We start from the raw sequence: 16,413 nt of genomic DNA, 5'->3' as shown, positions 1-16,413 counted from the left end.
TTGCACGCCTCGAACTACGAAGGCGTGCCACCGTAAGCTCCGATGATGAAACTCCGCGCCGCCGCCTCGATGGCGTCGGCGCCGATGCCGAAATGGGCGTAGAGGTCGTTGACCGTGCCCGTCTGGCCGAAATGCTCGACACCCAAAGTAATGGTACGGTGACCCAGCACGCTGCCCAGCCAGCCGAGCGTGGCCGGATGCGCGTCGATGGCCGTGACCAGACCCGCCCGGTTGGGAATTTCCGCCAGCAGGCTTTCGATGTGGCTACCATGGTTGGTGTCGCCGTGGAGCCGCGCCCGCTGTGAGGCGTGCCAGCCCGCGTTGAGCCGGTCGGCCGAGGTGACGGCCAGCACCGCGACATTGCGGCGATCCCCACCAATTCGTGCGGCGGCCTCGATGGCTTCGCTGGCCAGCACGCCCTGATAGGCGATGACCACCTCGCATTCGGGCGTCGGGGCTTTCAGCCAGTAGGCGCCGCGAATGATGCCTTCGGTCAGCGCCGCGTCGACGCTGCGGGGCGGCTGCTCGATGCCGCGGGTCGATAGACGCAGATAGACCGAGCCGCCGGTGACGTCGCGCGGCCAGTCGGCAAGGTCGGGGCGGGCGTCGCCCGAGCGCTGCATATAGTCGAAGGCCCAATCCATGATGATGGAGAGTTCGTCGGCAAAGGCCGGCTCGAAGCTCGCCAGCCCGTCCTGCGCCATGCCGATCAGCGGGGAGGCGATGGACTGGTGCGCGCCGCCTTCACCGGCCAGCGACACGCCCGAGGGCGTCGCCACGAGCAGGAAGCGGGCATCCTGATAGCAGGCATAATTGAGCGCATCGGCACCGCGCGAAATGAACGGATCGTACAGCGTGCCAATGGGCAGCAGGCGCTCCCCGAACAGGGAATGGCTGAGGCCCGCCGCGCCAAGCGCCAGGAATAGGTTCATTTCGGCGATGCCCAGCTCCAGATGTTGCCCCTCCGGAGTAAAGCGCCACTTCTGGGCACTGGGGATAGATTCTTTCTGGAAGACGTCGACCATTTCGCTGGCGGCGTAAAGATTTCGCCGGTTGACCCACGTTCCCAGATTGGTCGAGACGGTGACGTCGGGCGAGGTGGTGATGATGCGGCGGGCCAGATCACTGTCGGTCTTGGCGATGGCGTCGAGGATCTTGCCGAAGGCCGTCTGCGTCGATGTTATGCCCGTGCCGACGAATTGCGGGCCGATGGTGGCAACGGCGGGCGAGGTGAGGCGGCGGCTTTCGGTGGTGTTGAACGGCACCTGCGCGAGGAAGCGCTCGATGCCCTGGGGATCGGCGAGGCCTTCGAACTTGTCCCATTCGTGGCCCTCGCGGACATTCATCGACTGGCGCAATTGATCGATCTGCGCCCCGGTCATCTGGCCAGCGTGATTGTCCTTGTGGCCGGCCAATGGCGTGGCCCAGCCCTTGACCGTATAGGCGATGAATACGGTGGGCTTGCCGCTGCCGGCTGACCCGAACTGTTCGAGCAAGCTCGGAATGCAGTGGCCGCCGAGATTAGCCATCAGCTCGGCCAGTTCGGCATCGCTGCGACGGGCGAGGAGGGCGGTGAGAGGGCCCTGATCGCCGATCTCGTCGAGCAACCGCTCGCGCCACGCCGCGCCACCGCGGAACATCAGTGCCGAATAGATGGCATTGGGCGCGGCATCGATCCACGCCTTGAGCTTGTCACCGCCCGGCTCGGAAAAGGCCGCGCGCTGCAGGGCGCCGTATTTGAGGGTGACGACCTCCCAGTCGAAGGCGCGGAAGATGGCTTCGATGCGATCGTAGAGCCCCTCGCGGACCACGCCATCGAGGCTCTGGCGATTGTAGTCGATCACCCACCACGTGTTGCGCAGGCCGTGCTTCCAGCCCTCGAGCAGGCATTCGTAGACATTGCCCTCGTCGAGCTCGGCATCGCCGACCAGCGCGACCATGCGGCCCTCGGGGCGCGTGGTATCGGCCCAGGGCTTTGCGCGCACATAATCCTGGATCAGGCTGGCAAAGGCGGTGAAGGCGACGCCGAGGCCGACCGAGCCGGTGGAGATATCGACGTCGTCGGTATCCTTGGTGCGGCTGGGATAGGACTGCGCGCCGCCGAAGGCGCGGAAATTCTCGAGCTTTTCCAGCGTCTGCTTGCCGAACAGATACTGGATGGCGTGGAACACCGGCGCGGCATGCGGCTTGACGGCAACGCGGTCCTCGGGGCGCAGCACGCCGAAATACAGCGCGGCCATGATCGCCGCCATCGAGGCGGAGCTGGCCTGATGGCCGCCGACCTTGACCCCATCGACATTGGGGCGGATGTGATTGGCGTGATGGATCATCCAGTTGGAGAGCCACAGCGCTTTTTTGGTCAGCGCTTCAATTGCGGCAATCTTGTTCATGCGTCCCCCTCGGCGTGCAACCCATCGAGAGTGCGCCTTGCCGCCGGATATTTCTTGCCTATTCTGGCCATATCGTGTGCATCTGGCGCAGGATTTGCGTAGTTTGAGGCGCGGTAGTGGCAAAAACCTCCAAAATGGACCTGACCCCGGTGGATCGCAAGATTTTGCGGGCGCTGCAGGAAGACGGGCGGATGACCATCCAGGCCATTGCCGACCGGGTGGGGCTATCGGCTTCGCCCTGCCTGCGCCGGATACGGCAGATGGAGCAGGCGGGGATCATCGCCGCCTATAGCGCCACGGTGGACCAGAAGGCGGTGGGCCTGCCGGTTTCGGTGTTCATCTCGATCAAGCTCGAGCGGCAGCGGGCGCCCCAGCTCGATGCGTTCGGGACCGCGATCAGTCGCTGGCCCGAGGTGATGGAATGCTATTTGATGACCGGGCAGTTCGATTTCCTGCTGCGCGTGGTCTGCGCGGACCTGGCGGCCTATGAGGCCTTTTTGCGCGAGAAGCTGACGCAGATCGAGGGCGTGGCTTCCATCGAGAGCAGCTTTTCGCTGGGGCAGGTGAAGTATTCGCGGGTGCTGCCGTTGTAGGGACGTGCAGGCGCGGCAAAGCGCCGAACGCCTTGCTCAGCGGTGACAGGCGGCCGTTGACTCAACGGGGTAGTACGAGGGAGCCAAGGGCCGCCCGTCACGATCCGGGTTTTCGGCGGGGTTCGGTTCAGGCGCGACCATTGTTTCAGGTGCGGCTGCCGGGCCGGGAACACAGCTTTTCCCCGCCTTCTATGCTGCAAATGCCACCGAGGCGGCATCTGTCCGGCTGTGCCGGATCCAGCGACGAAATCCCCCACCCAGTCGGGCGCCCCCTCCTGCCGGTCTTCCCGCCCGGCCCTGCGTTGGGGCCGCGCGACTGGCGGGAATGGAACGATAGTGCCACGCGCTTCCGCAGGCGGGGATAAGTTCTTTTGCCCGGCTTAGCGATGCGGCGAGGGCAGGCCATCGCCGCGCGCCGGGCGATGGACATAAGTGCCCTTGGCCGGCTTGGTGAGGTGGAGATAGCGTTCCTCGAAGGTCACGGCCGCGCCGCTGAGCCGCGTGACCAGAATGGCGAAATCGGCGGCGGTAAACTTGGCCTGCAGATCAATCGGCTCAAAGCGCGGCAGGGCCGCCTCGCGGCTAAACAGCCGATTGGCGGCTGTTATGGCGGCATTGAGCGTTATGAGGCTCGCCTCGCTGATCGTGCCGGCGGGCTTGCTGACGCGCAGCACATAATTGAGCGCGGCCAGGTCCACCGAGAGGCGGTTATAGGCGTTGATGGATTTTGAGCTGAGATGGCGTTCGCGCATGGACACTCCCTGGATGAACCGAAGAGCATAGACCGGGTCCAGGCGGCGGGGAGAAAGCGCCTACCAGCCCGCCCCGGCAAAGTCGGGCGGGGTGACATTGACGAGGCCACGGCCAAACACCCAGGTCTTGTCGACCCAGCCATAACCGGGAATGCGGCACCATTGCCTGGCATTGGCCCCGCGCAACGCATACCCCGCACCACCCCAGCTGCCATGGCGGGAGTCGCTGTCATTCTGCGTGCACTGATCGACCGGAATTTCCGTGCCATCCGCAATGACGCCGACCACGGCATAGCGATCACCGGGCCCGGAATGGACAGCCAGATTGGCCCCGACCACCCGCGCGGTCACCGTCAGCGCCTGCGCGGGCAGGGCGGCGGTGAGGAGGAGCAGGGCGGCTAGGGCGATGGGGCGCAATTTTGGGTCTCGCGATGGGGTAGGCACGGTGTGACATGGAGGTGTGGCGGGGGAGCAGGGCGAGTTGGCTAGTTGGACCGCCAGAATTGTTGAAGACTATTCGTGAGTAGATCCAAGCTCGTAATCCCTTGGTGGGTCTCGAGAATTCTGCTCAGTGCCTCTTCTAAGACCATGGGATCCTTGTTCATTCTGGTAATGTCCCATCCCCATTCTTCAGCAATATTCCTCATGACCTCCGTCCAAGTCTCGTTGCTGGAAGCGATGCTCGACTGAATATTCTCAACGCTGGCAAAAAATCTAGAAGTAGAGAGGTCTTGGGATATCTCTGCTGGTATGATTACGTCGGCATCCGCAGCATATCTAATCATGTCTCCATTGGCGCGCTTTGCTTCGTTCTTGTCCATGTCGAAATCAAACACACAGAAGACGTCAATGGACATCCCGCGAGCTAACGCAAGTAGCATCGGCATTTTGGACTTGCCCCCGACCGGCACAATGTGACCGCCGGACACTAGGAACTCGAGGTACATCCCTCGATGTTTCAGATAAGCCGTAATGATGGCTTCATCTTCGGGGCCTTCCACCAATACGACCTTCGAGGCAAAGAATATCTCGGCTATGGAAGACTGAAGTGAACGATCCATACCAGATAGTGCGGCAGCGGCGCCGATGGGCTCAATGTCTTTTCGAACCGCGCAATAAGCGCGCTGCTCGTCAATCGTCCAGGAGTGGACTCTCGTTGTATTTCCGGATTTTCGGAGCGACCTTATACTTTCAAAATTTCTACCTGTTACAAAATATGGACTGTGAGTTGTAATAAGAACTTGTGAATCTTCATCAGCAAGTTTGGATAGCGCGGTTGAAAGGAATTTGGCCTGCGGTGGATGTTGGTATAGTTCCGGCTCTTCGATGCCAAGAATTAGTTTGAAGCCATTTTCTTGTGGTTGTACCTTTGTTGCCACGCTCAGAAGCGCCATAATGTATGTGCGCTGAATTCCGTGCCCAAAGTTCTCGGGAGAATGCAAAAACGTCCCATCTTTGAAGATTGACCTAATTGCCGGTTCACGAAGCACTATTGAGTGAGTGTCGTCCCACTGCAGTGCTACATTCACATGCGTCGTTGATAGTGATCTGAATTCTTTGTCAATAGTGCCGCCAACCTCATCGATCACGGACTGGGTTTCTTCTAGAACTTTTGATAATTGCTTTAGTGCTTCGGAGCGGATCGTCTCTATCTGGGAGTCAAAATTCACTCTTGATCGTACTGCGTACAGTACAAGTTTTGAGAATGCTGAGTTTCTCTGCTCGGACGCCTCGGCTGACGCGTCTTTGACCGCAGGGACGTAGATCCAGTCGAGGAACTTTCGCAATTTCGGTAAGGGGCCAGTTGCACCGTAGGCGTTTTCTTCGCTCGGTATCGCCTCAAAGTCGCTTGCGAATTGTTGTTCGTATTCGCGAACGGCGGTTTCCGCTTGGTCAAAATTTACCCACCTGGGCAATGGGGTGCCAGTTGCAATCAGTTCCTCGTATATGGGCTTTCGGTCGGCCGCCCGTAGCCCGGCGAAAAAAGGGGCGAGTTGTGGCAGCCCGTATCGGATCCCTCGGCACTTTGATGTTACGGCGCCACTCGCGTCTCTGGAGGCGATGATTTCAAATGAAAGGCGCCCGTTTCTTACGTAGTGCGACAATTCCGCGGCCGCATCGCCAGTGACATCTTCAAATTCAAATTGAAGACTTAGATCTTCAAGTCCCGTATTTACGGAGAAGTCGTCAATATTTATGGTTCCTGATTTTACGCCTTCCCCAAAGAAGATGTTCAGGGCCCTAAGTATCGTGGATTTTCCGCAATTATTTGGTCCGACGAAAGCAGTATAGTCAGAAAGAGCGATGGATTCGGATCGAAAGGACCGAAAGTTTGTAAACGAAATTCTAGACAAGCGCATTATAGGTTGTACCTGTCTTTGATGTGGTCATTATAATATTTCCCGACTGATCGGGCTGAAATCAGTGAAGCGTAAACTTGAGCTGGAACGCCGTAGAATGTATATGTGGCACCCTGTTTGAAGGTTACATAGAGTTCCTTTGATTCATAATTGTAATCTACAAAACTAATCGCACTTGATTTGACGCTAGGCATTTTTCCTCCAAATTGAAATATCAACGGAGGTGCGCGATTTGGCAAGCCGATTGGCGTTCTTTCCGACTGGTCCCTTCTGTTGCCCGTGTTCGGCGGGCAGAGCCGCTGGGCAGCCAAGTCCTGACATAATGTCTTCTCCTTCGCCTAGCCAGCTTCGATATCAGCGTGTTCGGTTCCCGCGTAACTGGGGTGCGTCCCATCATCTCAGGATGAATCCCGGCTCAGGGCCGGGATGACATCGGGTGTTAGGGCGGCTGGTGGTCGATGAGTCCGGCATACGTTGAGAGGACCCCCACGTAGCCTCCCCCTGGTAGGGGGAGGGACTGATCGGGGCGCTCGCGGTCTGGGCGGCTGCGAATGGGCGGTGGGGTGGTTTGGCCGCGATGGGCTCCTCCCCCTTTCAGGGGGAGGTTGGGTGGGGGCGGATGAAAGAGCAGATTGCTTTTGCGCGGGCGCGGCGGCGGGAGCAGACACCGGCCGAGCGGCGGTTCTGGGTGGTGCTGCAGCCGTGGCGTGAGGCGGGCTGGCACTTTCGGCGGCAGGCGCCGATGGGGCCGTTTGTGGTGGATTTCGTCAGCAAGCGGGACAAGCTGGTGATCGAGATCGACGGGGATAGTCATTATTCCGAGGCCGGTGTTGTTGGGGATGAGCAGCGGACGGCGTTTCTGGCGGGGCAGGGCTATCGGGTGGCGCGGTTCAGCAATGCGGAGGTGCTGGACAATCCGGAGGGGGTGTTTGCGGTGCTGGTCGGGATTTTGGGGGCGCCGGAGGGGACCCCCACCTAGCCTCCCCCTGGTAGGGGGAGGGACAGATCGGGGCTCGCTTTGGCAGGGGACTGAGCGCTAATAGTGCCCGTTCTGCGTTAGGGCGGTGTCGATCTCGTCTACCAGTTCGGGGTGGGCCTTGGTGGCTCGGGAGATCAGGGCGGTGTTGGCTTTGTCGATGGCCTCGGCCAGGTCGTGGGCGCAGCTTTGGTAGTCTTCGGGAGATAACTGCGCCTTGAGAAGGGGCAGGAGCGCGCTGAGGGCGCGGCCGCTTTCAAAGGCCGTGCGCACCATGGTGCGGGCTAGATCGATGTCCATGTTGCCCCCAGCGGTTCAAAAAGAGGCGCGGCGCTCTCAGTTCACCTCGCCCGTCAGCGTATCGAGCTCCATTTCCTTCAGGCGCTTCACCTCGTCGCGGAGCCTTGCTGCTTTCTCGAATTCGAGGTTGGTGGCGGCTTCGCGCATTTGGGTTTCCATGTCCTTGATGACGGCGGCCAGGTTGGCGCCGACCTGGACTTGTTCCTTGCCGTCGCGGCCTTTGCCGATCGACACGGTGACGTGGTCGCGCTCGGCCACGGAATCCACGATGTCGTGGATGTTGCTGCGCACCGATTGGGGCGTGATGCCGTTGGCGAGGTTATAGGCCAGCTGCTTTTCGCGGCGGCGGTTGGTTTCGGCGAGGGCGCGTTCCATCGAGCCGGTGATGCGGTCGGCATAGAGTACGACCTTGCCGTCGACGTTACGCGCGGCGCGGCCGATGGTCTGGATAAGCGAGGTTTCCGAGCGCAGGAAGCCCTCCTTGTCGGCGTCAAGAATGGCCACGAACCCGCATTCGGGAATGTCGAGGCCTTCGCGCAGCAGGTTGATGCCCACCAGCACGTCGAAGGCGCCCAGGCGCAGGTCCCTAATGATCTCGATGCGCTCGATGGTATCGACATCGGAGTGCATGTAGCGCACGCGAATGCCCTGTTCGTGCAGGTATTCGGTGAGGTCCTCGGCCATCTTCTTGGTGAGAACGGTGAGCAGGGTGCGGTAGCCGGCCTTGATGGTGGTGCGGATCTCGTCGATCACGTCATCCACCTGGTTCTTGGCGGGACGGATTTCGACCGGGGGATCGATCAGCCCGGTGGGGCGAATGACCTGCTCGGCAAAGACGCCGCCGGTCTGGTCCATCTCCCACGAGCCGGGCGTGGCCGAGACATAGACCGACTGCGGGCGCATGGCGTTCCATTCCTCGAAGCGTAGGGGCCGGTTGTCCATGCAGGAGGGGAGGCGGAAGCCGTATTCGGCCAGGGTCGCCTTGCGGCGCAGGTCGCCGCGATACATGGCGCCGAGCTGGCCGATGGTGACGTGGCTTTCGTCGACGAAAACCAGTGCGTTATCAGGCAGGTATTCGAACAGGGTCGGAGGCGGCTCGCCCGGCTTGCGGCCGGAGAAGTAGCGGGAATAGTTCTCGATGCCGGCGCAGGAGCCGGTGGCTTCCATCATTTCGAGATCGAAGAGGCTGCGCTGTTCGAGGCGCTGGGCTTCGAGGAAACGGCCGGCGGCGTTGAGCTCCTTGAGGCGTGCGGAAAGCTCGTCCCGGATCAGCTTGATGGCCTGGTTCATCGTCGTGCGCGGCGTCACGTGGTGCGAATTGGCGAAGACGCGGATGAAGCTGAGATCGGCCGACTTCTTGCCGGTCAGCGGATCGAATTCGACGATGGACTCGATCTCGTTGCCGAACAGGGTCACGCGCCAGGCGGCGGCTTCATAGTGGGCGGGGAAGATTTCGACGGTATCGCCGCGCACGCGGAAGGTGCCGCGCACAAAGCCGGTATCGCCGCGCTTGTATTGCAGGGCCACCAGCTTGGCGAGCAGCTGGCGCTGGTCGATCTTTTCGCCCTTCTGCACGTCGATGGTCATGGCGGTGTAATCTTCCACCGAGCCGATACCGTAAATGCAGGAGACCGAGGCGACGATGATCACGTCGTTGCGCTCGAGGATCGCGCGCGTCGCCGAGTGGCGCATGCGGTCGATCTGCTCGTTGATGGTGGATTCCTTCTCGATATAGGTGTCGGTCCGCGGCACATAGGCCTCGGGCTGGTAGTAATCGTAGTAGGAGACGAAATACTCGACAGCATTGTCCGGGAAGAAGGACTTGAACTCGCCATAGAGCTGGGCCGCCAGCGTCTTGTTGGGTGCGAGGATCAGGGCCGGGCGGTTGGTCTGGGCGATCACCTGGGCGGCGGTGAAGGTCTTGCCCGAGCCGGTGACGCCGAGCAGCACCTGGTCGCTCTCGCCATTGTTGATGCCTTCCACCAGCTCGGCAATGGCCGTGGGCTGATCGCCGGCGGGCTTGTAATTGGTGACCATGCGGAAGGGATTGCCGGACTGGCGCTTGAGGTTGCTCTGCGCCTTGTGCGGCACCCAGGGGGAGGAGCCTTCCACCTCCTTGCGGCCATGCAGGATGATCTGCTCGAGCGCCTTCACCGTAGCGGTGACGCCGACGGTCTGGGCGTTGGACACGTCCTCGTTATTGCGGGCCTTGTTCTTCTTGACCGAGGCATCGAGCGCATCGCGCAGCTTGCCCATGGTTTCGGGATCGGCAGCGGCGGCGCGGGAAATGTCGCGCGCGGTCATGCGGGCCTCGGGGGAGGCGATATGGCCAAAACCGGCCTGTGCGGGTTCGCCCATGCCGTCGAAGTCGATGCGGTCGACCGAGTTGATCTTGGTCTTGGAGGTCTTCTTCGACATGCCGGTGGCGGTGTCGTGGCTGGCCTTGGTTGTGCGGCGCTTTTCGAGCGCGGTTTTCTTTTTCTCGGCCTGTGCCAAGGCCTTGGCTGCATCGGCCTCGGCCTGCGCAGCTTCGGCGGCGAGCTTCTGATCGGCACGGTCGAGCGCGCGCTTGTTGCGCATGCGCTCGGCATAAAGGGGCTTGTTGGCGGCCAGATCCTCAGCCTTCTCGATCTCGCCGAGGAAGTCGTCGATGGAGAATTCAGCTTTGCCCGGGCGGGCGGATTTGTCGGCCATAGGGGAACACCGTGCGTCGAGGAAGGCGACTCACATGGGAAACGGAGCGCGCAGATGCAATGTTGTCAGCCAGTCTATCGCCTTACGAACGGATAGGGAACGGGGCTGCTGACAGGCCGTGTCAGGATCGGGTGCGGTGAGCCGCAACGTTGACTCGTGCCTTGTTTGCCGTTTTCATGAGAATAACTGGGGGCTTCAACCATGAAGAGACCTGTTGTCGTGACGGCGGCTTTGCTCGCCATCCTGCCGGCCGCCAGCGCGGCGGAGTGGACGGGCTTCTACGCGGGCGTGCTGGGCGGGGTTTCGTCCGGTGGATATAGCGACCAGTTCTCAACCGCGCGCAGCAATTATAGCGGCTTTTCGGCCGGGGCTTTTGGCGGTGCGCGCTTCGATGTCGGCACTGTTTTGCTGGGGGCCGAGCTCGGCGGATATCTGTCAAACATGCAGGTAATCGATCAAGGCATGTGGGCCGGAACGGAGTTCGGCATGCGGGCGCAGGGTACGGCCCGCGCGACGGCTGCCCTCGATCTCGATAGCTTTGCGCCCTATGTGGCCGCCGACGTGGTGGCGGGGCAGCAGCGCATGATTTCGGCGACGCCCGGATTTGGCCGCGACGAGGAATGGCATGCCGGGCTGACGGTGGCGGCGGGCGTCGACATCGCCCTCACTGAGAATGTCTTTGCGCGCGGCGAACTGTCCTACGCCACGTTTGGCGCTGCCACCTATGACCTGGGCAAGGGGCCGTTCCAGGCCTGGCCTACGGATCAGTTCTCCGCAGGCGTGGGCCTGGGTTTCGCATTCTAGCGAAGGGTGCCCCGCTAGTGCCCGAGGGGCGAGAGGAAGCGGACGACCAGGGCAGTCAGTTCGGAGCGGTGGGACACGCCGGTCTTGGCGAAGATGCTCATGCGCTGGGTTTTGACCGTGGCTTCGGATAGGCCGAGATCGTCGGCAATGGTGTGAAGCGTGGCACCGGTCAACAGGGATGGCAACAGGCGCAGCTCCGCGGCGGTGAGCTCGAAGATGTGCCCGATCGCCTCGATCTCATTGGCGTTGGCGAGGCGCTGGCTGGTCGACAGAATGACAACGACCAGATTGCCGATGGTCCAGCTGGAACTCACCTTGAGGGGCACGATGTGGGCGACGTCGTTGCTCTGCCCGGCGGCCGAGAATTGCAGCGTGGCCGGCTCGCCCGACTGAGCTCTGCCCAGGGCGCGGCTGAACTCGCGCCGGTATTGGGCTGGCACGCAGACCAGCCGTCCGCGCTCGTCGGCGAACTGGTGGCGACCGGCCATATGGGCGTTGGCGGCGGCATTGGCGAAGCGGATGATGGCGCTGTCGTCTACGACGATGACGGCGGCTGACAGCTCATCAAGCGTCGAGCGCAGGATGGCGGATTCCAGAGAGCGCATTTCGAGCAGATCGCTGATCTCGGCGGCGCGGCGCAGATGCGGCGCGAGCAGGCGCAGGACCTGCACATCTTCGTCGGTAACCAGGCCGTGGGACTGGTGACGAAACAGCGCGATATCGGCGACGCGGCGGAGGTCGCGCAGCAGGATCAGATGCAGGGAGTCGATGATCCCCATGGGCTGCATCACCTCGGTGGCCCAGCGGGACTCGCCATAGGTGGTGGGCGCCTCGCGGCTGGAGGTGCCAGGTTCATCGAGATCGCGAAACCAGAAACCGGGCAGGGTCTGCCAGACCTTTGCGCTCTCGCCGCTGAATTCATGCAGGCGCTGCAGCACGTCGTCGCCGAAATTCCAGCTGCGGAACAGCCGGTTGTCACGGGTGACCAGATCGGTGGCGATGATGGTGCCGGAATAGCAGCGCGTTACGGCGCACAGGGCCGCCAGCACATCGACCCATCGTTCGGGATCGGTGGCGCATTGGTAGATCAGCTCGACGAGAGCAGAAAACTGCGCGGTTGACGTTGCCATGGACCACCCCGGGAGGTGTGTTGCGGCCCCTCAAATCGGCGCGCATTTCAACCGAACAGCCGATGCCGGTCAATCGACCCGGCGGTAGTCCTCTTGGCCTAGTGCGCAAGGCAGGAGGAAGCGATGGCGCTGCAAGAGGCGTGGCGATTTTGCGTTAAGTGCAACGGCCTGTTCTTCGATGGCTATCCCGACAAGGGGCCCTGTCCGGGCGGCGGAAGCCATGAAGCGCAGGGCTTCGAATTCACGTTGGCTTATGACGTTTCATCCAGTGACGAGGACCAGCGCGATTGGCGCTACTGCGCCAAGTGCCACGAAATGTATTTCGACGGCTATGCGGACAAGGGGCTGTGCCCGGCCGGGGGTGGACACGCGGCGGCGGGCCACGTCTTCACGCTGCCGCACAGCCAGCCCGATGATCTCTTCGCGCAGGGCGCGTGGCGGTTCTGCGGGAAGTGCAAGGCCATGTTCTTTGATGGTGACACGACCAAGGGTGCTTGCCCGGGCGGCGGCGCGCACAGGGCCTGTGCCTGCCCCGGCGGCGGAGGGCATGAGGCAGCGGGATACGTCTTCGTGCTGCCTCACAAGGTTGCGGCCGGCATTGCGGCGTCAGCCGTCCCAGCGTCAATCCCAATTCAACAGTAGTGCAGGAGGACGCGATGGTGCTTCAAGAGACGTGGCAATATTTGATCCGGTACGGCAACGAAGTTTTTGAGCGACATGCCGACAAGGGGCCCTGCGCCTGCGGGGGCGCGCACGTGGCTGTGGAAATCAAGGCCGGGCGCGATCTGCCGGGGATCGGTACGGACCGGACGGAGTGGCGGTACTGCTCTCGGTGCTACGAGGTGTATTTCGTGGGGTACCCGGAGGCGCACCCCTGAGATCGGGTGCGGGGCGGTCTCCCCCACCTGACCTCCCCCTGGAGGGGAGGGACAGATCGGGGGGGAGCGTCGCGCCTGGTTAGCGCGCGATGCCGGCGTTGGTGGTGAGGACGGCGTGCCAATGGGCGCCGAGGGGCAGATGGAGCTGCGCGGCGATGAGGGAGGCGTCGGCCTTGGGGAAGATCACTTCGTGACCGGCAAGGGCGGCGGTGATGGCCTCGGTGAGCACCGGGTGCAGCGCCAGAACGCCGCCGATGAAGCCGATCGGCTTGGTGCCGGCGCGCTCGGTGAGGGCCTGGGCGAGGCGGGCCAATTCGATGCCGGCATCGTGCAGGATGGAGAGGGCGGCGGGGTCGCCGGCATGCGCAGCCTTGCTCACGGCGACGGCCAGCGTGCCGATGCGGCCGCGATCGCCGGCATAGACGTATTGGCGGACGGCATGCCAGTCATTGCCACCGACCAGCGTGAACAGCTCATCGGAGAGGAGCTTGACCTCGTCGAACGAGCCGGTGTGGTCGAGGCGACGGAAAATATGGTCGAGGGCACGCAGGGCGATCCAGGTGCCCGAACCGGCATCATCGATCAGCACGCCACGGCCGCCGACGCGCACATAGGTGTCGCCTTCGCCGATATGCAGGCCAATCGAACCGGTGCCAGCAGAAATCAGGTGGCCCTGGCCGGGCTGGAAGATCGAGGCGTAGGCCAGGGTCATGTCGTCGACGACGATGATGTTGCCGTTCTCGACGCCGAAGGCCTCGCGCAACAACAGGCGCAGGTCATCTGCCACGCCGACGCCAAAGCCGGTGAGGCCGGTGGAGACGGTGGCGGCGGAGAGGCCGGTCGTGGTCATCTCAGCCGCGATCGTCGCAAGCGCGGTGCGCAGTTTCTCACGCTCGGCGGGATTGAACAGATGTCCGGTGGCGCCATTGGCCTTGCCGCGAGCGACGACGGTGCCGTCGGCGCTGCAGGCGGTCCAGCGACTGGCGGTGCCGCCGACATCGATCCCCAGATGGATCGCGTCGCTCATGCGCCGGCGCTTTCCCTGATGAACATGCGGGTGATCTCGCGGGGATTGGTGATCATGGTGCCGACAACAACCGAATAGGCGCCGGCGTCGTAACCACGACGGACCCAGGCAGGGGTGTTGTAGCGGCCTTCGGCCACGATGGGAACCGACACGCGGGCGGCAAGCTGTTCCACCAGGGCCAGATCGGGCTCGGCGGGCTTGGGCTCGGTGTAGGACGTGTAGCCGGAGAGAGTGGTCGAGATATAGGTCGCGCCCATCTGCTCGGCAGCCAGACCCTCGTCGAGGGTCGAGATATCGGCAAAGGTCTCGACGCCCAGCTCGTCAGAGATGCGGCGGATCAGCTCGGCCGGATCGTCGCCGATGCGGGGGCGGGGGGTGCAATCGAGCGCGATGATCGTGGCACCGGCCTCCGCCAGCAGCTTTGCAGCGGCAAAGGTGGGTGTGATGTAGACGGGCACTTCGGTCGAGAAGATCTTGTGGATGCCGATCACCGGCAGGCCGGCGGCCGTGACGGCGCGAACGTCGTCGGGGCCATTGGCGCGAATACCGGTGGCGCCGCCATCACGGGCGGCGAGCGCCATGGCGCCCATGAACTGGGGGCCGTGCATGGGATTGTCGGCGCGGGCCTGACACGAAACGATCAGGCCGCCCTTTACGAGATTCAAAGTCACTTCACTGCACCTGCCGTCATGCCGGAGATGAACTGCTTGGACAGCAGAATGTAGATGATGATGATCGGTGCAGCCGACAGGGTCAGGCCCGAGAACAGGGCACCATAATCAGTGGCGTATTCGCCCATGAAGGTGGTGAGGCCCTGGGGCAGGGTCTTGAGGTTGTCGTTCTGGATGAAGACCAGCGGGAAGAAGAAGTCGTTCCAGATCGGCACGACGTTCTGGATGCCGGCGATGACCATGGCGGGCTTCACCAGCGGCAGCATGATCGACCACATGATGCGGGCTTCGCTGGCGCCGTCCATGCGGGCCGCGTCCTCGAGCTCGTTGGGGAGCGTGCGGATGAAGCCGGTCATGATGAACACGGTCGTGGGCAGGCCCATGGCGGTGTAGACGAAGATCAGCGACAGCTGGTTGTTCAGGATCCCCAGGTCGCGCATCAGGATGAAGAGCGGGATGATGGCCAGCTTCAGCGGCAGGGTGAGACCGGCCACGAAGAACATCAGGATGAAGCCATTGCCCTTGAAGTCGTAGCGACCAAGGGCATAGGCGGCCATGGTGCCCAGCGTCAGGATCAGCACCATCGAGCTACCGGTGACGACGAACGAGTTCATCAGGTAGCGCAGGAAGTTGGTGTTCTCCCAGATCTTCATGAAGTTCGCGATATGGCCGAAATCAGGAAGGCTGAATGGACGCTGGAAGATGTCCATGTTGGTCTTGAAGGCCGAGAACACCATGATGATGATCGGGGCCAGCATGATGAAGGTGTTGGCCACCAGGATGATCTGCAGCAGGCCGTCGCGGCCCAGGGTCGCGAGCAGGCCCTTGCGGTCGTAATAGGTGTTCTGAGTGGTCGCACTCATAGCTGGATCTCCCGCGAGCGCAGCTTCACGGTGATGGCGCCGGCAACGACTGCGATAAAGATGAACATCAGCACGGCCAGTGCACTACCCAGGCCAAAGTCCTGGTGCGCGGCGGAGACGTTGCCGAAAGCGGTGCGATAGAAGTAGAGGCCCAGAACGTCGGTGGAGCCATAGGGCGAACCATCGAGCCCGCCCATGATGTAGGGCAGTTCGAACCAGTTGAAGGCGCCGACGAATAGCAGCACGAAGACGATGGTGGCGCTCGGAGCAACCAGCGGCCAGACGATCTTGGTGATCTTGGTCCACTCGCTCTGGGTTTCCATGCGCACGGCATCGATGATGTCGTTGGGGATACGCTGCATGCCAGCCAGGAACACCAGGGCAGGGAAGCCCACCATGTGCCAGGCCTGCGCCGCGATGATCGACCAGAGGGCGGTGGATTCCTGTCCGAGCCAGGGCTGGGCCAGGAAATCGAGGCCGACGCCACGCAGGCTCTGGTTGACGATGCCGAACAGGGGGTGAAGGAACAGCTTCCAGAGATAGGCCACGATGATGGTGGACAGAACCACGGGAAGGAAGACCGCAACGCGGTGGAAACGGGCACCCGGCAGCTCGCGCCAGAGCGCATAGGCCAGGAAGAATCCGAGGCCGTTCTGCAGCACCATCAGCGCGAAGAAGACAATGATATTGTGGGTGAAGGCATTCACCGTGCGCGAAGCATAGGGCTCAACGAACAGCACGGTGTGGAAGTTCTCAAACCAGACGAAGTCGCCGCGGAGCAGACCCTGCCAATCGTAGAACGCGTAGGTGAAGGCGGCGATGATCGGATAGACGATGAACACTGCCACGAACGCCAGCGGCGGTACGATCAGCGCGGTTATCCATAAACCTCGGCCAGTCAGTCGCATTGGAAGGATCTTTCTTGCAGGTGGTCGCCGCGTCAGCGGGATTGGACGGGACCCGAAGGCCCCGTCC

16 protein-coding genes are annotated in these 16,413 nt (G+C 62.2%); 4 read left to right on the top strand and 12 right to left on the bottom strand.

What is annotated here, in order from left to right:
• Window positions 1-14 precede the first annotated feature (14 nt).
• Entirely contained in the window at window positions 15-2,390 is a 2,376-nt protein-coding gene (locus ACZ5WT_RS00480) for a transketolase-like TK C-terminal-containing protein (protein WP_464285424.1), read from the bottom strand.
• 134 nt (window positions 2,391-2,524) lie between these two features.
• Here ACZ5WT_RS00480 and ACZ5WT_RS00475 point away from each other — a divergent pair, with 134 nt between their 5' ends.
• Window positions 2,525-2,983, top strand: coding sequence for an Lrp/AsnC family transcriptional regulator (locus ACZ5WT_RS00475; protein ID WP_464287130.1), 459 nt, complete (start codon window positions 2,525-2,527; stop codon window positions 2,981-2,983).
• A 380-nt stretch (window positions 2,984-3,363) separates the two neighbouring features.
• On the opposite strand, the gene ACZ5WT_RS00470 is transcribed toward ACZ5WT_RS00475, so the two are convergent.
• From ACZ5WT_RS00470 to ACZ5WT_RS00455, 4 genes are all read right to left on the bottom strand, one after another.
• Window positions 3,364-3,735 carry a hypothetical protein gene (locus ACZ5WT_RS00470; RefSeq protein WP_464285423.1) on the bottom strand — a complete coding sequence of 124 codons (372 nt, stop codon included), beginning with the start codon at window positions 3,733-3,735 and terminating at the stop codon, window positions 3,364-3,366.
• 60 nt (window positions 3,736-3,795) lie between these two features.
• On the bottom strand, window positions 3,796-4,152 hold the full coding sequence (locus tag ACZ5WT_RS00465) for an SH3 domain-containing protein (protein WP_464285422.1): 357 nt from the start codon (window positions 4,150-4,152) through the stop codon (window positions 3,796-3,798).
• A gap of 68 nt (window positions 4,153-4,220) precedes the next feature.
• Window positions 4,221-6,095 carry an ATP-dependent nuclease gene (locus ACZ5WT_RS00460; protein ID WP_464285421.1) on the bottom strand — a complete coding sequence of 625 codons (1,875 nt, stop codon included), beginning with the start codon at window positions 6,093-6,095 and terminating at the stop codon, window positions 4,221-4,223.
• The gene (locus ACZ5WT_RS00455; RefSeq protein ID WP_464285420.1) at window positions 6,095-6,289 is read right to left on the bottom strand and encodes a KTSC domain-containing protein; all 195 of its coding nucleotides are present in this window, start codon (window positions 6,287-6,289) and stop codon (window positions 6,095-6,097) included. The genes ACZ5WT_RS00460 and ACZ5WT_RS00455 overlap by 1 nt, the downstream gene beginning before the upstream one ends.
• Window positions 6,290-6,714: 425 nt before the next feature.
• Here ACZ5WT_RS00455 and ACZ5WT_RS00450 point away from each other — a divergent pair, with 425 nt between their 5' ends.
• Complete coding sequence (locus ACZ5WT_RS00450; protein ID WP_464285419.1) at window positions 6,715-7,074, top strand: endonuclease domain-containing protein; 360 nt, start codon at window positions 6,715-6,717, stop codon at window positions 7,072-7,074.
• 57 nt (window positions 7,075-7,131) lie between these two features.
• On the opposite strand, the gene ACZ5WT_RS00445 is transcribed toward ACZ5WT_RS00450, so the two are convergent.
• Together ACZ5WT_RS00445 and uvrB are read right to left on the bottom strand one after the other, a co-directional pair.
• The gene (locus ACZ5WT_RS00445; protein ID WP_464285418.1) at window positions 7,132-7,371 is read right to left on the bottom strand and encodes a hypothetical protein; all 240 of its coding nucleotides are present in this window, start codon (window positions 7,369-7,371) and stop codon (window positions 7,132-7,134) included.
• A gap of 36 nt (window positions 7,372-7,407) precedes the next feature.
• On the bottom strand, window positions 7,408-9,789 hold the full coding sequence (gene uvrB / locus ACZ5WT_RS00440; protein WP_464287129.1) for an excinuclease ABC subunit UvrB: 2,382 nt from the start codon (window positions 9,787-9,789) through the stop codon (window positions 7,408-7,410).
• Window positions 9,790-10,266: 477 nt separating this feature from the next.
• Between uvrB and ACZ5WT_RS00435 the strand changes: the two genes are divergently transcribed.
• A complete protein-coding gene (locus tag ACZ5WT_RS00435; RefSeq protein WP_464285417.1) occupies window positions 10,267-10,869 on the top strand; it encodes an outer membrane protein in 603 nt (200 codons plus the stop codon).
• A 14-nt stretch (window positions 10,870-10,883) separates the two neighbouring features.
• Here ACZ5WT_RS00435 and ACZ5WT_RS00430 read toward each other — a convergent pair whose 3' ends face one another.
• On the bottom strand, window positions 10,884-11,999 hold the full coding sequence (locus ACZ5WT_RS00430) for a helix-turn-helix transcriptional regulator (protein WP_464285416.1): 1,116 nt from the start codon (window positions 11,997-11,999) through the stop codon (window positions 10,884-10,886).
• Window positions 12,000-12,122: 123 nt separating this feature from the next.
• Here ACZ5WT_RS00430 and ACZ5WT_RS00425 point away from each other — a divergent pair, with 123 nt between their 5' ends.
• On the top strand, window positions 12,123-12,641 hold the full coding sequence (locus tag ACZ5WT_RS00425) for a hypothetical protein (RefSeq protein WP_464285415.1): 519 nt from the start codon (window positions 12,123-12,125) through the stop codon (window positions 12,639-12,641).
• Window positions 12,642-12,956: 315 nt separating this feature from the next.
• On the opposite strand, the gene ACZ5WT_RS00420 is transcribed toward ACZ5WT_RS00425, so the two are convergent.
• Genes ACZ5WT_RS00420 through ACZ5WT_RS00405 form a run of 4 tightly spaced genes read right to left on the bottom strand, consistent with a single transcriptional unit; the run spans window position 12,957 to window position 16,346 of the window.
• Window positions 12,957-13,904 carry an N-acetylglucosamine kinase gene (locus ACZ5WT_RS00420; RefSeq protein WP_464285414.1) on the bottom strand — a complete coding sequence of 316 codons (948 nt, stop codon included), beginning with the start codon at window positions 13,902-13,904 and terminating at the stop codon, window positions 12,957-12,959.
• Window positions 13,901-14,575, bottom strand: a complete 675-nt coding sequence (locus ACZ5WT_RS00415; protein ID WP_464285413.1) for an N-acetylmannosamine-6-phosphate 2-epimerase — start codon at window positions 14,573-14,575, stop codon at window positions 13,901-13,903. Before ACZ5WT_RS00415 ends, ACZ5WT_RS00420 begins: the two co-directional genes overlap by 4 nt.
• Window positions 14,572-15,438 carry a carbohydrate ABC transporter permease gene (locus ACZ5WT_RS00410; protein ID WP_464285412.1) on the bottom strand — a complete coding sequence of 289 codons (867 nt, stop codon included), beginning with the start codon at window positions 15,436-15,438 and terminating at the stop codon, window positions 14,572-14,574. Before ACZ5WT_RS00410 ends, ACZ5WT_RS00415 begins: the two co-directional genes overlap by 4 nt.
• A complete protein-coding gene (locus tag ACZ5WT_RS00405) occupies window positions 15,435-16,346 on the bottom strand; it encodes a carbohydrate ABC transporter permease (RefSeq protein WP_464285411.1) in 912 nt (303 codons plus the stop codon). Before ACZ5WT_RS00405 ends, ACZ5WT_RS00410 begins: the two co-directional genes overlap by 4 nt.
• Window positions 16,347-16,413 lie beyond the last annotated feature (67 nt).

Source organism: Devosia sp. T2-14 (assembly GCF_055397495.1).
This window is presented reverse-complemented; position numbering and strand designations above follow the sequence as displayed.